An 18,939-nucleotide genomic window follows, 5' to 3' on the forward strand; every position below is an offset into this window, starting at 1 on the left:
AATTAGCTATGATTGCTGCTATTATTCGCTGGTCGGTTGGTAATCGCTTCTTTGTGTTGTTGGCAACGCTTATTCTTGTTGGTGCGGGACTGTATTCCGTCAAAAACACCCCGGTAGATGCATTACCTGACTTGTCAGATGTACAAGTTATTATCAAGACCAGTTATCCTGGCCAAGCCCCTCAGGTGGTTGAAGATCAGGTCACTTACCCATTAACCACGGCGATGCTGTCAGTGCCAGGTTCGGTTACGGTACGCGGCTATTCGTTTTTTGGCGACTCGTACGTTTATGTTATTTTCGACGAAGATACCGATCTTTACTGGGCGCGCTCGCGGGTGCTTGAGTATTTAAGCCAGGTTGCACCTAGTTTGCCTGCGGCTGCCAGACCACAATTGGGCCCCGATGCCACAGGTGTCGGTTGGATTTACTTGTATGCCTTGGTGGATAAAACCGGACAACATGATCTGAGCCAATTGCGCAGTATCCAAGACTGGTTTTTAAAATATGAGTTGCAAACTGTGCCCGGCGTTTCTGAGGTGACCGCCCTTGGTGGTATGGTTAAGCAATATCAGGTACAAATTAATCCGGACAAGTTGCGTGCCTTTGGCATTCCTTTATCGCTTATCCAAACGGCGATTAAACAGGGTAACCAGGAAATTGGCGCTTCTGTTGTTGAAATGGCCGAAGCTGAGTATATGGTGCGAGCAACGGGATATTTAAAGAGTGTTGAAGATTTAGAGAATATTCCATTAGGAGTGAATCAAAACGGAACGCCATTATTATTAAAAGATGTGGCTGATATTGGCACTGGGCCGCAAATGCGTCGCGGTATTGCCGAGCTAAACGGTGAAGGCGAAACTGTTGGCGGTATTGTGGTGATGCGCTTTGGTGAAAATGCCCAGCAAGTGATCGAAAAGGTAAAAGCCAAGCTTGAACTGTTAAAATCTGGCTTGCCCGATGGTGTCGAGATTGTGCCTGTTTACGACAGATCGGCATTAATTGAACGAGCAGTAGACAATTTGGCCGACAAACTGTTAGAAGAATTTGGGGTGGTGGCGCTGGTTTGTGTGATCTTTTTATTCCATGTGCGTTCATCCTTGGTGGCAATAGTCAGTTTGCCAGTGGGGATTTTGACTGCTTTTATCATCATGCATATGCAAGGCTTAAACGCTAACATTATGTCTCTGGGGGGCATTGCCATTGCCATTGGGGCGATGATTGATGGTGCCATTGTGATGATTGAAAATATGCATAAGCATATGGAACGCACCCCGTTAACCAAAGAAAATCGGTGGCAGATTGTCACCGAGTCGGCCTGTGAAGTCGGCCCCGCGTTATTTTTCAGCTTATTGATCATTACCGTAAGTTTTGTGCCGGTGTTTACCTTAGAAGCACAAGAAGGGCGGATGTTCTCGCCTTTAGCGTTTACAAAAACCTACGCCATGGCCGCCTCTGCGGCGCTAGCGATCACCTTAGTGCCGGTGTTAATGGGCTACTTTATTCGCGGTAAGGTATTGCCAGAACATAAAAACCCGGTAAACCGGTTTTTAACCTTTATCTATTTACCGGTATTAAAAACGGTATTAACTTTTCCCAAGTCGACGTTAGTCGCGGCAGTGATGTTACTCGGTGTGGGTATGTGGCCATTAGATAAAATTGGCAGTGAATTTATTCCACCGCTTGATGAAGGCGATATCATGTATATGCCGACCACCTACCCAGGTATTTCGATTGGTCAGGCGCGGCAGTTATTGCAACAAACCGACAAGTTAATCGCTTCACTGCCGGAAGTGAAAACAGTTTTTGGTAAAGTAGGTCGGGCGGAAACGGCTACCGATCCGGCGCCACTAACCATGATCGAGACATTTATTCAGTTAAAACCGCAAGAGCAATGGCGCGAAGGAGTAACCACCGAAAGCTTGAAACAAGAGCTGGATGCCCTGGTGAAATTGCCTGGTGTGACCAATGCCTGGGTGATGCCGATCAAAACCCGTATTGATATGCTGGCAACGGGCATTAAAACCCCGGTGGGCATCAAAGTGGCGGGCCCAGATTTGAACGTGATCCAAGACATTGGTCAACAACTGGAAGTCATTTTAAAAGACGTGCCTGGAACCGCCTCTGTTTATGCCGAGCGCGTGGCTGGCGGCCGTTACATTAAGGTCGATATCCAACGAGCAAACGCCGCGCGTTATGGCCTCAATATTAGCGAGATTCAGCAAGTAGTCTCAACCGCTATTGGTGGTATGAACGTGACTCAAACCGTTGAAGGCCTAGAGCGTTATCCGGTGAGTTTACGCTACCCTCAAGATTATCGTAACTCGCCAGAGCAGTTATCGTTATTGCCGATTGTGACGCCTAGTGGCCAACGAATTTCTCTGGGCGATGTTGCCCGCGTCTTTATCGAAGATGGGCCACCAGGGATCAAGTCAGAAAACGCACGGTTAAACGGTTGGGCGTTCGTTGATATAGAAGGTGTCGACATTGGCAGCTACGTCGTTGCGGCGCAAAAAGTTGTCGCCGCCAAACTTATCTTACCCGCAGGCTATTCAGTTTCCTGGGCTGGTCAGTATGAATATATGCAACGTGCCAAGGATAAGCTGACCTATGTGGTGCCGTTGACGTTAGCCATCATCATTTTCTTGTTGTATGTGAACTTTAGAAACGTGATTGAAGTTTTGATGATCATGGGCACGTTACCGCTTGCTATGGTGGGCAGTATCTGGCTGATGTATCTCGAAGGCTACAACTTCTCGGTGGCAGTAGGCGTTGGTTTCATCGCTTTGGCCGGGGTGGCAGTGGAGATAGGCGTGATCATGCTGGTGTATCTCAACCAGTCTTACCAGGAAATGCTTAAGGAACACCAAAAGCAAGGAATTAGCACGACAAAACAACATGTATTTGATGCGATTATGCACGGTGCGGGGATGCGGGTTCGTCCAGTAATGATGACCGCTGCGGCCATCATTGTTGGCTTGTTACCTATTTTATATGGCACGGGTACAGGTTCTGAAGTTATGAGTCGAATTGCCGCACCTATGGTTGGCGGTATGCTGAGTGCTGTTATTCTAACCCTGTTGGTGTTGCCATCGCTGTATTATTTATGGCGCTCAAACTCCGTTGGCAACACTGGCACTAAGGTTAAAAAGCCATTTAGTTTATTAAAAACCAGCCGTAAATATCATAAATGGTTAATGTTATTTATTGGGGCGCAATTTATGATCTGGTCGGTGACCGGTGCCTACATGGTATTTTTTGATATTGATTATATTCATGGCGACAGCCTGGTGGAAAATCACCAGGCGAAAATCAATGCCAACAACATTAACTACCCGGTAGCGCAATTGCTGCAACAATACCCGGATGCAGAACATTTTAGTGTCGGGAAATTTATTGATAAAGATGTGTATCGGTTCTCCGTTGACAAGGTTAAATATTTAGTTGATGCCGCTAACGGTGAGCAATTGTCACCATTAAGTGAAACATTAGGCATTGAAGCGGCCAGACACATCTATAGTGGGAAAGGTGACATTCTCAATGTCGAATATATTACTGATAACCCACCGTTTGAATTAAGTCGCAGAGTGCATGATGCGTTGCCTGCCTGGCGGGTGAATTTTGATGATTTAGGTAGCCCGGCAATCTACATTTCTGCGCGCAGTGGTGAACTATTAGCAAAGCGTCATGAGTTCTGGCGCTTATTTGACTGGATGTTCCGCTTTCATGTGATGGATTACGAAGATAGTGAAGTGGATAATTCGTTACTGTTTTGGTTTACCTTACTGGGCCTGCTTGCCACCATAACTGGTCTGTTTCTCGTCTATTTCCGAGTCTTTAAAAAAGATGCGGAAACGGTAACCGCCGAACAATCAGCCAAGTCTGAACAATCAATCAATGGGGTAGCCTAATGCTTTGGATCAAAAAAATACATAAATGGTTGTCTGTATTCATTGGCATTCAATTTTTACTGTGGCTGTTAAGTGGGGTCTATTTCAATTTAATGGATCACACCAAAGCCAGTGGCCACACCTACCGTAGTCACGAGCACGCTGTGGTCAACTTTGATTTACAAAAATTTGTCGAGCCTAAATCAGTGCTTACACAACAGAACCCCAGCGTTGTGTTAAGTACAATAGAGTTATTGGGCAAACCCTATTATTTACTTACCCATAAAAAGGGGCTATATCGCAATTTTATTAACCACTACTCTTTGGTTAACGCCTACAGTGGTGAGACTACTGAAATTGACAGTGCTATGGCCAATGCCTTAGCAAGCCAATCCTACTCTGGCCCTGGGGAAATTATTGCGACGACCTTGTTAACCTCAAAGGTTGCCGATTTTCCCAAACAATATAACCCGACCTGGCAAATAAATTTCAATGACGAGGTAAATACCAGCGTTTACATTGAAGCCGGATCTGGCCGGGTGGTTGGCCATAGCGATGATGATAAACGCCTTGCCGATATCGCCTTTATGTTGCATTTTATGGATTATGCCAGTGAGGGCAGTTTTAATAATATTCAAATCATCTTATTTGCATTTTTTACTCTGTGGTTATCGTTAACCGGCTTAATATGGACGGTAGATCTTGGTTTTAGAGGCCAATACCAAATTAAGCTGTTTGCCAAACAACGAAAAGTAAGACTGTTTGATAAGCACCAAAAGAGTATGGGGGATATCACCCTATCGAGTCACAGTAACTTACTCGATGGCTTAATTGAACATGATATTGCCTTACCCTCAACCTGTGGTGGTGGAGGTACCTGTGGTCGATGTAAAGTGATGATCAACCCGGTGACTAACACCACGTCGGCGGATCATCAGCACTTTAGTGATAAAGAATTGCAACAAGGCTATCGTCTGGCTTGTCAGCATTTCAGCAATGATGTTAAGCAGATGACCCTGATTGATGTGACCGAAGCGAAGAAACATGCATTGCTACTTACCAGCAGTACCTTTGTCAGCCCATACATTAAAGAGCTACGCTTTAAAGTAAAAGGTGGGGCGGCATTATCTTACAAAGCCGGAGCCTTCATGCGTTTCTTTATTCCTGCCAGTAAAGGCTGTTCAGTGCCAATGCAATTACCGGAAGAATTAAAACCGCATTGGCATCACATTGAAAAACTCGATTATGAGCACTTAGCGTGTACGCGCAGCTACTCAATCGCAACCTCTGCAGATACGACCGATGAGTTAGTCTTTACCATTAAAATTCAAAGCGCACCTCATCATAAAGTGCTGCCCGGGGTTGGCTCTAGTTATTTGTGTAACTTAGCGCCTGGGCAATCGGTTGATGCCATTGGCCCGTTTGAGGAGTTTTTTGCCAGCGAAAACAGCAATAAAACTATGGTTTTAGTTGGAGCCGGCTCAGGCATGGCGCCATTGAAATCATTAATTGAAGAGCAAACGGCACTGGCAAGCAAGAATGGCAACCCTGAGCGGAATATCTATTTCTTTTATGGTGCTCGTAAAGAGTCAGACTTGTTATATGCCGATGAATTTTATCACCTGGCCAATCATAACGACCATTTCCATTACTTCCCGACACTTTCCCGTGCTGACGAAAACTGGCTCGGCTCCACTGGCTATGTGCAACAAATGTTAGAGCTTAATTTAGATAGTATAGATAACTTGGAGAATATCGAATTTTATTTGTGTGGGCCATCCTTGTTAATGACGGAAACCATTGCCATGTTAACCGCCAAAGGTGTCGCAGACTCCGCCATCACCTTTGATGATTTTAATTAATACCTACCGGTCACCATGTTGAATGGTGACCGGTATATACCTCAATTTACCAAAGGAATATTTATGAAAAAGACCGTGTTTTTATTTACCGCAACTATGGTGTTAATGACAGCAAACGTTTTTGCTCACGCAGGACTTAAATCGTCAACACCTAAAGATAATGCGATGTTGATGTCGAGCCCAAAGACCTTGCAACTGCAATATACCAAAGCGGTGGTTTTAGCCAAAGTTACGATGCAGGATAAACAAGGTACTGAAGTGGATATTGATTTTAAACCGACCACTAAGGCATCAAGCAATTACAATATTTCCTTACCGGAATTAGCAAGTGGAAACTATCGGGTAAACTGGATGATTATGGGCAGCGACGCGCATAAAATGACCGGTGATTTCAGCTTTTTGGTGCATGGTGCAAACAGTGTAGCAGCTGCCAATATGGCCAAAAAACATGCCGATACGGCTAAATCTGCCAGCCATAATCATTAAGGGAGCGTAATATGGATATGTCGCCATGGGACTTTGCCGTAATAATTTCGAAACTTATGATTTATATCGGTGTGTCCGGAGCCATTGGCGGAATCTTCATGTGTTGCTTTGCCGCAGAGGATAAATGTTACCGACAAAGTGTTGGTAAATATTGTTTTGCCAGTATTTTCGTGGGATTTTTGGGCGTGATTAGTAACTTTTTCAGTCAGGTTGGCGCATTTTCAGATAATGGCGTTACCGGCATGTACGATGAATTTTATCTATCTATGTTATGGCAGTCGAATGCCGGTGAGGCGTTAGTCTATCGGTGTGTTGGTTTTCTGCTTGCGTCTTACTTGGTTGGTAAAATACTGTGGTCAACGGCTAGATCGAAACTTGATCTCGGGCTTTATTTACTCAGTATCGGCTGTTTAGCCATATCGTTTAGTCTTATTGGTCATAGCGCGGAATTAACTTTATTCAATCAGTTCTTCATCAGTATCCATGTACTGCTGATTGCCTGGTGGCTAGGCTCACTTTGGCCGCTTTGGCGAGGCTGCTCCTTGCTACCTTTATCTGTAATAAAGCAAACGATGGAGAAATTTGGCGTCTATGCAAGTTATTCGGTGTTGCTGTTAATTGCCTGCGGTGCGCTTGTTGGCTATCAATTAGTCGGCTCAGTAACGGCGCTGTTTTTCAGTGTTTACGGGCAAATATTTTTAATCAAACTCAGTGCGGTCGCCTTGTTGATCGGTTTGGCTGCAGTCCATAAGTTGCAACTGGTGCCAGCGTTAAGAAAAAATAGCAATGGCGCTATGCAGCTGCAACGTTCAATAAAATACGAGATGTATATCGCCACTGCGGTTTTAACCGCAACGACTTGGCTCACCACTATGGTGGGGCCAAGTCATTCATAGCCAGATTTTCTGGCTAAAAACGTTAATAATAATTAAGAGGAATATGATGGACATCAAAAAATATATCGCCACGACTTTGATGGTAATGTTACCTGTATTGACACCCGCGCTGATGGCATCAGAACAAGCTGATGATAGCACTTCATCAGCAAACATGTTCAGCGGAACAGATTCAATACCGGCCAAAATTGTGACCCAATTTCATCAGGCGTTAAAAAGCGGCGATAAAGAATTGGCCCGTTCATTGTTAGCGGACAATGTATTGATTTTTGAAGGGGGAGGGGTAGAGCGCTCGGCAGAGGAATATGCACATCACCACATGCTTGCCGATATGAAGTATTTAGCGGCAGTTAATTCCACCATGCTTGAACACCACGTACAAATAACCGGCAATAGCGCTATCTCGATATCTCGTTCTAAAACCTCTGGAACTTATAAAGGTAAAGATGTGGATTATGAGGGCATGGAAACTATGGTATTAGCCAAGCATGCCAATGGCTGGAAAATAGTGCACATTCACTGGTCGAATTAACTTGTTAGAGGATAAATTTACTTTGCGATGTGTTTGGGTAAAACATCGCACTAGCTAACCTGTATTTGAGCTTAGGTTGACTATAATTTCACCAATGAAGTTAATTTATACTTATCTGCCGGGTGGTATAACATTGCATAACTGATCGCTTTTCCATCCGAAAAGGTGCTACGAATGATTTTTAGGCAAGGCGTACCGCTACTGATATGTAGATGATGCTTTAAAATATTGCTTGGCTCTATCGCCTCAACCGTAACGTGTGCCTCCGATAAAGGTGCAACTAAGGTTAAATATTGATTCGCGGTTATTTTGGTAAAATCCTGCTCTAAAAATTGCGGCACCAGTTCGGCGTTGACAAAGCGCTCTTCTAACTGAATAGGCGTGTCATTTTCATAATGTAAAATCACAATTTTAAATACTTTCGATTCGAACGCGGATAACTCAAAAGCGACTTTATCGTTCGGCACCAGCGTCATCTTGCTTAACACCACCATTTTATGGTCATGCCCCCTGGCGATGATTTCATCCGAAATATTTTTTATTTCGAGTAACGAACTTTGCGCCTTAGGCGCTTTTATAAACGTACCAACACTCGGCAATCGTTCCAAATACTCAGCATGAACAAGCGAATCCACCGCTTTTCTCGCGGTCATTCGACTAGCCGAAAATAGTTCTGCCAATTCCATTTCTGAAGGGATTTTATCACCTTCAAGCCATTCTCCAGTTTGAATTTTGGTGAGAATAGCTTCTGCTATTACTTTATATTTCGGTTGAGTCATTTTCTTTATTTAGCACCACAACAATATGATTATTCGGCTCATTTGATAAAAATAGCCGTTACTTTAACAGGAAACTATTCAAATAAAACCCGTTAATTATCCTTTAATAATTCAGCCCAGTATATACCGCAAATCATCTAGAACGAAAGTATTTTATTTAAATGCAATAAACTAGAATAAATAGTCAAGTTACACTTTGTGAAAGAATTGTAAATTTTTGTTGTATATACCGGTATAGTGTTGTATAAAATTAACCCAAGGAACAATAACAATAAATAAAAATTCTGGTTAATAAACTCATAGAGGAAAACAACAATGAAAATATCTAGTATAAACAAAGCATTATGTATTGCCGGAATTGTTACCATTCCGGCCTTTGCAAGTGCCGAGCAAAATATTGACGAAGAAAATGTTGAGCGTATTGAAGTCACTGGTTCTCGCATCAAGCGTGCAGAGATGGAATCGGCCAGTCCGGTAACGGTTATTGATGCCGCAGAAATTTCGATGTCAGGTATTTCAAATGTAGAAAATTTACTCCAGGAAATGTCTTTTTCTGCCGGTGTTGCCGGTAATGCTACCAATGCCTACTGGACCAGCGGTGGTTATGGTACTGCGCAAGTGAACTTACGCGGGCTGGGTATCAAACGTACCTTGGTATTATTCAATGGCCGTCGGGTAGTGGGTGGTGGTACCGGGGCAAACAGCTCGGTCGATTTAAATATGATCCCAACCTCTATGATTGAACGCATTGAGGTGTTAAAAGACGGCGCCTCCGCAATTTACGGTGCAGATGCCGTTGCCGGTGTGGTTAACATCATAACCAAAAAAGAATTTGACGGTGCTGAATTAAGTGTTAAAGCCGGCATCACCGACGAAGACGATGGTGAAAACCAGGATGTCAGCTTAACTTTGGGGGGAAACTTCGACCGTGGTAATGCGGTGCTCAGCCTAAGCTATACCAACACCGAAGCCGTTAGACAGTCGGATCGTGTTGATTGTCCTAAATTTGGGGATGAAAATGGTGAATTTCATTGTTTTGGCAGCTCAACTACCGTAGGTGGCCGTGCTCTGTTGGCCGATGGTCGGGGCGTTCAATTCAACCAGGACCCTAATGGCGATGGTGATTTTTTTGAGGATTATGATTCAGAAAAGCATGGTTTCGATTATTTCCCTTACCTGAACGCCGTGAGTCCGATGGAACGTATTAACATTTCCAGTTTTGTTAATTATGAGCTAAACGACTCCATTAACTTATTTACCGAGGCAATGTATACCAAACGTAAGGGTGAGCAAATTGTTACGCCGAGACGACTTACAGGTGTACAGGTCGCCGCTGATTTTCTTTACAATCCAACCGGACAAGACTTAGAACTTAATAGCCGTCGTAATGTCGAACTGGGAGCACCATTCTTTTTCCAGGAAACCGATACGATTCGTATTGTATTGGGATTAGAAGGTGAATTTACTAATGGTTGGTATTGGGATGTAGCGTATAACTATGGACGTAACACCGGTACTGATGGTTGGACGTTTGATATCGACCCTGCCGCAGCGGCCCAAACGTTAGATGACAGTATCTGTACTTATGATAACAGTAATGGCATTCCATGTGGCGATTGGTTTGGCATTGACGAGTTGAGCCCAGAGGTCATCGATCACGTTAAGTATCGCCGTGAAGGTACTGGTGGTAATGAAATGCGCACTTGGACAGTGAATATCGGCGGTGACTTGTTTGATTTACCTGCGGGCACATTGGCATTTGCCGCGGGTGCAGAACGACGTTGGGAAGATGGTTGGCGCGACCCGGATTCAACCGTGTTACGCAATGGTCAGGAAGATGCCATTAGTGGTAGTTTCGATGTTACCGAAGCCTACGTTGAATTGTCGGTACCGTTATTAGCCGATTTACCTTTAGTGCAAAACCTGACGGCTGAAATGGCAGCCAGATATTCTGATTACAGCACAGTGGGCGACGAAACCACCTATAAGCTTGGTATTACCTGGCAAGTTTATGATGGCTTAATGATCCGCGGTGTGAAATCAACGGCATTTCGTGCCCCGGTAATTACCGAGTTATTTGGTGGTACCAATGGTGAAAATTTACGAACGATTGATCCATGTGAAAATGCATCCGGTACGATTGCGGCAAATTGTTTAGCCGATGGTGTGCCGGCTGACTTTCTTCAAGATGGCACAACGGTGTTAACGAACGTTGGTGGTAACCCTGAGTTAGGCGCCGAGTCTGCCGATACTACAACGGTAGGTATTGTATGGGAGCCGCAGTTGGTAGAAGGCTTATCCACCACACTCGATTATTTCAATATCGAAATTGAAGACTCGATTACCTCGGTTAATGGCTCAGACTCTTTGAAATTGTGTTACGAAGACCCAGCTGGAAATGCGGATTTTTGTGATACCTTTACCCGTCATCCGGTAACCAGGCAAATTAATGAATTAAATCAACGACCGGTAAATGCGGCCGTTGAGAAAGTCAGTGGTGTTGATTTTAATATTGTTTATAAATTTGATATGTTTGGCTTGAGTGCGAAAACAAACCTGGATATAACAAGATTACTGGATCATGAAAGCAAACCTTTTGCCGGACAACCGACCATAGATAAAGTGGGTTTTATTACCGAAGATCAAGGTAGCTATACTGAGTGGCGCAGTAATTTTAATGTGACTTTAGCGGCTGACGATTGGTCTGCAACTTATTCGTTACGTTATATCGGCGAAGCCGATGATGTTAATGGTGGTGATTTTGACCCGCAAGGTAAATCGGTAGATGCAATTTTCTATTCAGATATACAAGCCGGCTACCAAGTTAACGATGCACTACATTTATCGGCTGGTATCGATAACTTATTTGATGAAGCTGCGCCATATCTTACTTCCTGGAACGATGCTAATACGGATGTAATGACCTATGATTTACTCGGTCGACGTGGGTTTGTGAAAGCAACTTACCGTTTTTAGTTACTAAACTGTATTAGTAGTTCAAAGCTTGCCATTCTGTCGATGGCAAGCTTTTTTTATGTTGGAAACAATTTAAAAGTATTGACTTGTGTGTAACACACAGGTTTAAAGTATGTAATAGACTAATACTAAGTAATAAATAATTTATACTTTAATGTAGCTGCTAAGTACGTTTAGATTTAAGAGCAAAGCTGATGAAAGTAAGATTAAAACTGCAACAAGCAATTATTGACTGGCAGAGCAAACCAGATAAACCACCAACGGGTCATATGATTTGTCATTTGATTGAAGGAGACGATAATGAGTAAAATTATAGAGACTGATCCAGATCCTCTTACCCAAGAACTCATTATTGAAGGAGCAGGTTGTGCAAGTTGTGTTGGAAAAATAGAAACCGCCTTGAACGAAGTGAAAGGGGTAAAACATGCTGCAATGAACTTTGCTTTAAGAACTGTGACTGTAGCAGGAAGCGTAGATACAGCACAATTAATACAGGCTGTTGAGTCCATAGGGTATAACGCAACAAGCACGCAAAACAGCAGTGATGAAGAGCTACTCGATGAGAAAGAAGTAGCCGAGCAAAAATATTATCACAAACTGATGATGCAAATGTGGGTGGGCTTAGGCTTGGGTGTGCCTTTGATGGTTTATGGTTTACTGGGCGGGTCGATGACAGTTAATTCACCATTAGAACGCGGTGTTTGGTTGTTTATTGGTTTGTTGTGTGTTGCGGTGATGTTTTTTGCCGGTAAGCATTTTTATGTTGGTGCTTATAAATCCTTTGTCAATCATAGTGCCAATATGGATACCTTAATAGCACTAGGTACGGGCACGGCCTGGCTATATTCTATGGTAGTGGTGATAGACCCGTTATTTGTGCCAGAAATGGCGAGACATGTTTACTTTGAAGCCACTGCAATGATCATCGGTTTAATCAATTTAGGTCTGGCACTTGAAATGAAAGCTCGGGGTAGAACAAGTGAAGCGATAAAGCGTTTGATTGGCTTACAGGCAAAAACGGCCAGAGTGATTCGTGATCAGCAAGAGGTCGATATTGCCATAGCGCAAGTGTTGCTAAACGACTCTGTTCGGGTACGTCCAGGCGAGAGGGTTGCTGTTGATGGTGTTGTTTTTGAGGGGGCAACATCCATTGATGAGTCGATGTTAACGGGCGAGCCTATGCCAGTTAAAAAAACAGCTGGTGATGAAGTGGTGGCCGGCACAATTAATAAAACCGGATCTATTGTCTTTAAGGCTACCCGTGTTGGCAAAGATACCGCGCTTGCCCAAATTATTAATATGGTTAAACGGGCGCAGAATTCAAAACCACCCATTGGTCGTTTGGCGGACCTAATATCGGCCTATTTTGTTCCTGTGATCATGATAATCGCCATCGCCAGTGCTATGGTTTGGCTTAATTTTGGACCTGAGCCAAGCATAGCTTTTGCAGTGGTTTCAGCAACGACAGTATTAATTATCGCTTGTCCTTGCGCCTTAGGGTTAGCAACGCCGATGTCGGTCATGGTTGGAGTCGGCAAAGCCGCCGAGGCCGGTGTGCTTATTCGAAATGGAGAAGCCTTACAAACTTCATCAAGAATAACCGCCATGGTGTTAGATAAAACCGGGACCATTACTCTTGGTGCTCCGAAAGTAACCGACATCCTTGTGGTTAATGACATGGATGACAATATCATTCTTGGCATCATATCAAGCTTAGAAGCCGGGTCTGAGCATCCGTTGGCACAAGCTATTGTCGAGTCAGCTAGTGAAAAAAATCTTGCTTTAACTAAGGTAGAGGCTTTTAAAGCCATAGCCGGACGTGGAGTACAAGGAATTGTAAATAGCGATAATTTATTCTTCGGTAATGAAATGCTAATGCTCGAACAAGACATTGCCCTTAACAAAGACATGATAGCCAGTGCCCAACAATTGGCAAGTGCAGCAAAAACCCCCATGTATTTTGCCATAAACGGAAAATTAGCCGCCATTATGGCCGTATCCGATCCGATAAAAGAAGACTCTGTATCTGCGATACAGCGCCTTCAAGGTAATGGTATTCGTGTGGTGATGTTAACCGGTGATAACCAAGTAAAAGCGAAAGCTGTTGCTGAAAAAGTTGGCATTAACGAATTTTTTGCTGAAGTATTACCAGAGGATAAATCAACTAAAATTGCTGAACTGCAAGCACAAGGTGAGATTGTTGGTATGACCGGGGATGGGATTAACGATGCTCCAGCCTTAGCACTCGCCAATGTAGGTTTTGCCATTGGTACCGGTACTGATGTGGCGATAGAGAGTGCCGATGTAACCTTAATGCGCGGCTCGCTGCATGGCTTGGCCGATGCTATAGCGATCAGTAAAGCAACGCTACGCAATATTAAGCAAAATCTATTTGGTGCTTTTATTTATAACGTAGCCGGGGTGCCATTTGCTGCAGGTATTTTATACCCATTTTTTGGTATGTTGCTTAGCCCGGTAATTGCAGGTGCGGCGATGGCGTTTTCTTCATTAACGGTGGTTAGCAACGCTAACCGCCTACGCTTTTTTAAACCGAAAGAGCACTAATTACTTTGATAAAAGCTTAAGGTGACAATGATGTTAACAGTAAATTTGCTAGGACTGGGCTTAATAGCTTTGATTGTGTGGTGGTTTTGGTTATATAAGCCCAAACTGGTGAAAGCAAAAAATGTACAGGATAAAGAAACCTCTAATGAGGGAGAAATTACCGTAGTTGTCGAGGATGGCGTTTATCAACCCGCCCATATTTCTATCAATGAAAATAACTCTGTTCGGATTAATTTTATTCGAAAAGATGCCAGCCCATGTGCGGCAACGGTAGTTTTTCCTGATTTAGACATCAGTGCCGAATTGCCATTAAATAAACCCCTTGTTGTTCCTCTGCCAGCCATGAATAAAGGTCTGTATGCATTTCATTGTCAAATGAAAATGTACTCCGGAAGTTTGTTAGTTGAATAAGATAGATCTGTTTAAAATTAGTGGATTAAATAACTAAGCTTGAGAGGAACCATCTATGAGTGATTTAGCTCATAGAGTAGGCGTGAAAGCATTAAATTTAGTGATTAGAACGCTAAAACTTGATGGAATTACCGAGCTAAATAAGGACATGATATTGGATGAAATCGATGGAAGTTTTGGCATTGATGCGGTGTCATTTGATGACGAAAAGCATGAATTACATTTGCTTACGATGCATCAAATATAGATTTAGATGGTATCGAAGAGATAATCAGAAAACATGATGCCGATATTTCAGACCGTTGGTGGAATCATATTAAAGAAGATTATTACAAATTTGTTGACCAAAACGTTAAGGACAATGCCGAGCATACACCTTGGAATTGTCATAAACTGCTCCCAGGATCAGGTAAAAAAGTAAATGATTCATTGCAGTGAACGGTTAATTAATGCAAAACTCTACCTATCTAAGGTTAAGTGAAAGCTCTTAAATTGCAGAATAAAGCTTCTCAAATTCAACCAATATTACTACTAATTAGGTATAAATCTTATGCAAGAAAAAGCGTATTCAATTGGCACCCCAGGACAAAAATGGGGCAATGAAGAAAAGCAGGCATGGTTTGCCAAACAAGTCATTAAACGCTCATACCAAGACCTGGTAGTGACAAAAATAGCAGCATTAAATGAACGATTTGATGTGCAACAATACGGCGAACTTGCTTATGAAAGCCTTGGCAATGGTGCGAAGAACTACCCGTTATTTATCATCAAAAGCCGTAACTGGGATAAAAATAAAGGCACCATTTTAGTCACCGGCGGTGTACACGGCTATGAAACCAGTGGCGTACAAGGCGCAATCCGTTTTGTTGAAAGCAACGCACAAGCCTATAGTGAACACTTTAATATCATTGTCGCACCCTGTTTAAGCCCATGGGGTTATGAAACCATAAACCGCTGGAACCCAAATGCCATCGATCCAAATCGCTCATTCTATCAAGACAGCCCGGCAGCAGAGTCGGCTTTGTTGATACAACATATTGCAAAGATGAAAGCAGAGCTAAATTTTAATATCTTGGCGCATTTTGATTTACACGAAACCACAGATACCGACAACAGCGAATTCAGACCGGCCCTTGCTGCCCGAGATGCCATTGAACAAAAAAACTGGAACATTCCTGACGGATTCTACTTAGTCGGCGATACGATTCGACCGCAGGTTGATTTTCAAACGGCAATGATCAAATCGGTAGAGCAGCTAACCCACATTGCCCCGGCAGATGCAGACGGAAAACTCATCGGCGTACCGTTATCGCAATTTGGCGTGATCAACTATGCCACCAAAGAACTTGGCCTATGTGCCGGTTTTAGTGATTCAGAGTACTGTACCACCACCGAAGTGTACCCAGACAGCCCGAAAGTTGACGATGAAAATTGCATTGTTGCGCAAGTGGCGTCAATTACCGGTGGCTTAGATTTCATACTTAGCAAAAAATAATGTTGGCTAATTAGCAGGCTAGAAAATAAAGCCATTTTAGACGTAAATGGTTTTATTCTTTTAGCTATATGCATTTCTTCCGAGATACAAAGATTCTTTCCAATATTTCACCACTCATAGATAGTGCTTTGAATATATTGAAATAAAAGATAAAGTGATGATATAAATTAAATGAAGACGATTAATCCTTGAGTCGGAATGATGATTTTCCCAGTTTTGAAAACCCAAAGTTTAGTTATCAGGGCCTTTGAAAAAAAGGATTTAGCTACGTTCTCTGAGTATCGGTCACAAGACGTGGTGGCAAAATATCAAAGTTGGACAAGCTACACCTATCAAGATGCCGTTGAGCTTTTTGAAAGTATGGATTATTCGACTTTCGGTACGGCAGGAAACTGGTATCAACTTGCAATAGCATCGCTTACTTCAGATGAGTTAATTGGTGATCTAGCGGTACACTTTATCGATGAAGAACAAATAGAAATAGGCTTTACAGTTTCCCCTCAACATCAAGGTCAAAACATTGCAACAGAAGCCGTATCAACATTTTTACGCTATGTGTTCGATGAACTTAATAAACATCGGGTGGTGGCTACGACAGATGCAAAGAATACAGCGTCATATCGGCTTCTTGAAAAATTATCGTTTCGCCGAGAGGGTCACTTCATTCAAAATATATTTTTCAAAGGTGAGTGGGGGGATGAATATCAATATGCATTATTACGTTCTGAACAAAAATTCACATAACGAGCTGTTTAACAAGGACAAAATACAGTTGCCTTTTGCTCCTTCGTCGCTTATTTTAGCCAACTATGTTTAGCCTGTTCCCCGGGCGTTGATCATTAAAGGATTTAGTGTATGTCTAAAATTTCCAGAGTAAATTGCACTTATCAGCGGTAAAAATGGAACTTTTTATACGAACATATGGTTATGAATAAATACGTTATGCCAAGAGCCTTAAACTTTTTAAAAAGATTACTTATAACTTTAGGGATATCGCTATTTCTATCAACTTCAACAGTTCTCGCAGAAAATAATGAACCAGCCCCAAATATTGTTTTAATTGTTACTGACTATATGGGCTATGCAGATATAGAACCTTATGGTTCAAGTGATATAAAAACGCCGTCACTCAATGCGCTAGCTGAGCAAGGGCTTCGTTTTTCGAACCATTATTCTGCCGCCCCTGCTTGTATTCCCTCCCGCGCATCTTTAATGAGTGGCAAGTACCCTGCAAAAGTAATAGAAAGTTTTGAACTGGAAAGAGGGCGAGGATTACACTCAAACAATAACAATTTACTCAGCGGACTGAAAGCGAGTGGATACAAAACCGCGTTAATTGGCAAGTGGCACCTTGGCGCAGAGAAAAACTTTAGGCCAAACGATCATGGCTTCGATTATTTTTTAGGATTCAACTCCTGGACATTGGGATACCATACTCACCTTACCTCAGATGGTGAGCCTGGCCTAGTGAGAAATAAAAAGCCAGCAATTGAAAAAGGCTACTTAACCGATATTTTTACCGAAGAGGCCGTACAGTTTATCGATGAAAATGCAGACAATCCTTTCTTTATTTATCTTTCCTATAATGCCGGCTTGCCACCTTATCAAGCACCTGATCTAGCAAAATCTGAGTGGGACTCAGGCTGGGATGCCAATGAAGCTACAAGGGCGGACTATATTGCGATGATAGAAAGGATGGATCAAGGCATAGGCAAGGTTCTTAACAAGTTACGCGAAGATGAACTCGAAGAAAATACGCTGGTAATTTTCACTTATGATCATGGCGGCCGTCACCTCGTTGACTCAGGACCACTATTTCATGGCTTTGGTACATTGTGGGAGGGGGGGATCCGTGTTCCTTTAATCATCCGCTGGCCAAACCGAGTGAATAAAGCAGACGTTGTTGAAACGCCTACAATCGCTATGGACCTTACCGCGACAATGCTTGACGCCGCACAGGCTGATAGTGTCATCGACTCCCTAGATGGGACAAGCTTATTCGACATTATGAAAAACTCGGATAAATTTGAGAATCGCAATTTATATTGGCGGCGTGGAAAGATGAAAGCTGTCCGTAACAATAACTGGAAATATGTGGTGGATGGACATTCACAATTACTGTTCAATCTAGACGCTGACATCAGTGAAAGAAATAACGTATTTCATAAGTACCCCCAAAAAGTTAATCAACTTAGACGAAAGCTAGCAGACTGGGAGAATACCCTAGATGAGCATTAATCGAAGTTGCTCAATGGGACTAATAACATCGTCATGGTTTTTGTAAAATGGGGAAAAGCACGCACCAATATTATTTGCCTGTTAGTAAGGCGTTGATACTCACGGATGGTTATGCCTTTACATAAAATAATAATACTCTGTAGCTTTTGTCTGTTGCTATGTTCATGTGTTGTTAAGCCAACTGTAACTTCCGCATATGATAAAAAATGTCAGATAGTTAAAAAGAAAGTAGAGCTTTCTGTTGAACAAGTCCAATTCTTTGAACAATTAAACTGTTCCGGAAAAGATGAGTTAGCCATTGCATCTGGTCTTAACCTCAGGACGATACAACGAATAGAGAAAGAGGCCTCTGCTTCGTTGCAGTCGAGAAAGTCTTTAGCTTCAGCATTAGATATAGATACCTTAGATCTTGAATACCAGGAATCAAAGAAGATGAAACAATACGAATATAAAACGCTAGAAATTGAAAATAAAGAAGGCTTTCTTAGCGGAATTAAAAAACAGCAATTGCCGGATTTGGCCGAACTATTCAATAAAGAAGGCATGAACGGCTGGCTTGTTGTACAAATTTTAACACCCGAATCAGCACAGGGTGCCTGGTCTGCTAAAACAGGAAAAAATGGTAGCCCTGTTGCAAAGAGAGATTGTTGCTAAATAGTCCAGCTATATCGTTATAGCAATTACAGTGAGCTTACGGCGGGATAGTGTGACATGGCAAGTTGAGTTATTTAGAATGGCGCTAACCCAGTCTATGACTGAGTTATCTCTTGATTTTGTTGGTAGTTCCAAGGGAGGTAATGCTCAGGATTTTG

General features: G+C 42.7%; 12 protein-coding genes and 2 pseudogenes. 13 read left to right on the plus strand and 1 reads right to left on the minus strand.

The annotated features are described in order from the left end of the window. Positions 1 to 8: 8 nt before the first annotated feature. The 5 genes and pseudogenes from ND16A_RS0118825 to ND16A_RS14475 all read left to right on the plus strand — a co-directional run. Positions 9 to 3,122 (plus strand): annotated as a pseudogene (locus ND16A_RS0118825) (efflux RND transporter permease subunit); the annotation flags it as partial. A gap of 785 nt (positions 3,123 to 3,907) precedes the next feature. Further along, a complete protein-coding gene (locus tag ND16A_RS14490; protein WP_033076518.1) occupies positions 3,908 to 5,749 on the plus strand; it encodes a 2Fe-2S iron-sulfur cluster-binding protein in 1,842 nt (613 codons plus the stop codon). Positions 5,750 to 5,812: 63 nt separating this feature from the next. Further along, positions 5,813 to 6,235 carry a copper resistance CopC family protein gene (locus ND16A_RS14485; RefSeq protein WP_033076519.1) on the plus strand — a complete coding sequence of 141 codons (423 nt, stop codon included), beginning with the start codon at positions 5,813 to 5,815 and terminating at the stop codon, positions 6,233 to 6,235. 11 nt (positions 6,236 to 6,246) lie between these two features. Next, entirely contained in the window at positions 6,247 to 7,131 is an 885-nt protein-coding gene (locus ND16A_RS14480; RefSeq protein WP_033076520.1) for a copper resistance D family protein, read from the plus strand. 112 nt (positions 7,132 to 7,243) lie between these two features. Next, positions 7,244 to 7,663: a YybH family protein gene (locus ND16A_RS14475; protein ID WP_235281978.1), complete on the plus strand. Its 420-nt coding sequence runs from the start codon at positions 7,244 to 7,246 to the stop codon at positions 7,661 to 7,663. 80 nt (positions 7,664 to 7,743) lie between these two features. On the opposite strand, the gene ND16A_RS14470 is transcribed toward ND16A_RS14475, so the two are convergent. Then, the gene (locus ND16A_RS14470; protein WP_033076522.1) at positions 7,744 to 8,442 is read right to left on the minus strand and encodes a UTRA domain-containing protein; all 699 of its coding nucleotides are present in this window, start codon (positions 8,440 to 8,442) and stop codon (positions 7,744 to 7,746) included. A 315-nt stretch (positions 8,443 to 8,757) separates the two neighbouring features. Here ND16A_RS14470 and ND16A_RS14465 point away from each other — a divergent pair, with 315 nt between their 5' ends. The 8 genes and pseudogenes from ND16A_RS14465 (at position 8,758) to ND16A_RS19870 (ending at position 18,781) form a co-directional block, all read left to right on the plus strand. After that, entirely contained in the window at positions 8,758 to 11,418 is a 2,661-nt protein-coding gene (locus tag ND16A_RS14465) for a TonB-dependent receptor (RefSeq protein ID WP_052072880.1), read from the plus strand. Positions 11,419 to 11,718: 300 nt separating this feature from the next. Then, positions 11,719 to 13,983 carry a heavy metal translocating P-type ATPase gene (locus ND16A_RS14460; RefSeq protein WP_052072881.1) on the plus strand — a complete coding sequence of 755 codons (2,265 nt, stop codon included), beginning with the start codon at positions 11,719 to 11,721 and terminating at the stop codon, positions 13,981 to 13,983. Between the two features lie 27 nt (positions 13,984 to 14,010). Continuing rightward, positions 14,011 to 14,394: a cupredoxin domain-containing protein gene (locus ND16A_RS14455; protein ID WP_443080288.1), complete on the plus strand. Its 384-nt coding sequence runs from the start codon at positions 14,011 to 14,013 to the stop codon at positions 14,392 to 14,394. 55 nt (positions 14,395 to 14,449) lie between these two features. Beyond that, a pseudogene (locus ND16A_RS19865) lies at positions 14,450 to 14,832 on the plus strand (cation transporter). A gap of 112 nt (positions 14,833 to 14,944) precedes the next feature. Then, positions 14,945 to 15,889, plus strand: coding sequence for a M14 family metallopeptidase (locus tag ND16A_RS14450; RefSeq protein WP_033076524.1), 945 nt, complete (start codon positions 14,945 to 14,947; stop codon positions 15,887 to 15,889). Between the two features lie 198 nt (positions 15,890 to 16,087). Beyond that, positions 16,088 to 16,633, plus strand: a complete 546-nt coding sequence (locus tag ND16A_RS14445) for a GNAT family N-acetyltransferase (protein WP_033076525.1) — start codon at positions 16,088 to 16,090, stop codon at positions 16,631 to 16,633. Between the two features lie 183 nt (positions 16,634 to 16,816). Further along, complete coding sequence (locus tag ND16A_RS14440; protein ID WP_160173485.1) at positions 16,817 to 18,127, plus strand: sulfatase-like hydrolase/transferase; 1,311 nt, start codon at positions 16,817 to 16,819, stop codon at positions 18,125 to 18,127. A 111-nt stretch (positions 18,128 to 18,238) separates the two neighbouring features. Beyond that, positions 18,239 to 18,781 carry a DUF4177 domain-containing protein gene (locus ND16A_RS19870; protein WP_152593800.1) on the plus strand — a complete coding sequence of 181 codons (543 nt, stop codon included), beginning with the start codon at positions 18,239 to 18,241 and terminating at the stop codon, positions 18,779 to 18,781. The last annotated feature ends 158 nt before the right edge of the window (positions 18,782 to 18,939 follow it).

Source organism: Thalassotalea sp. ND16A (genome assembly GCF_000764205.1).
Lineage (GTDB): Bacteria > Pseudomonadota > Gammaproteobacteria > Enterobacterales > Alteromonadaceae > Thalassotalea_A.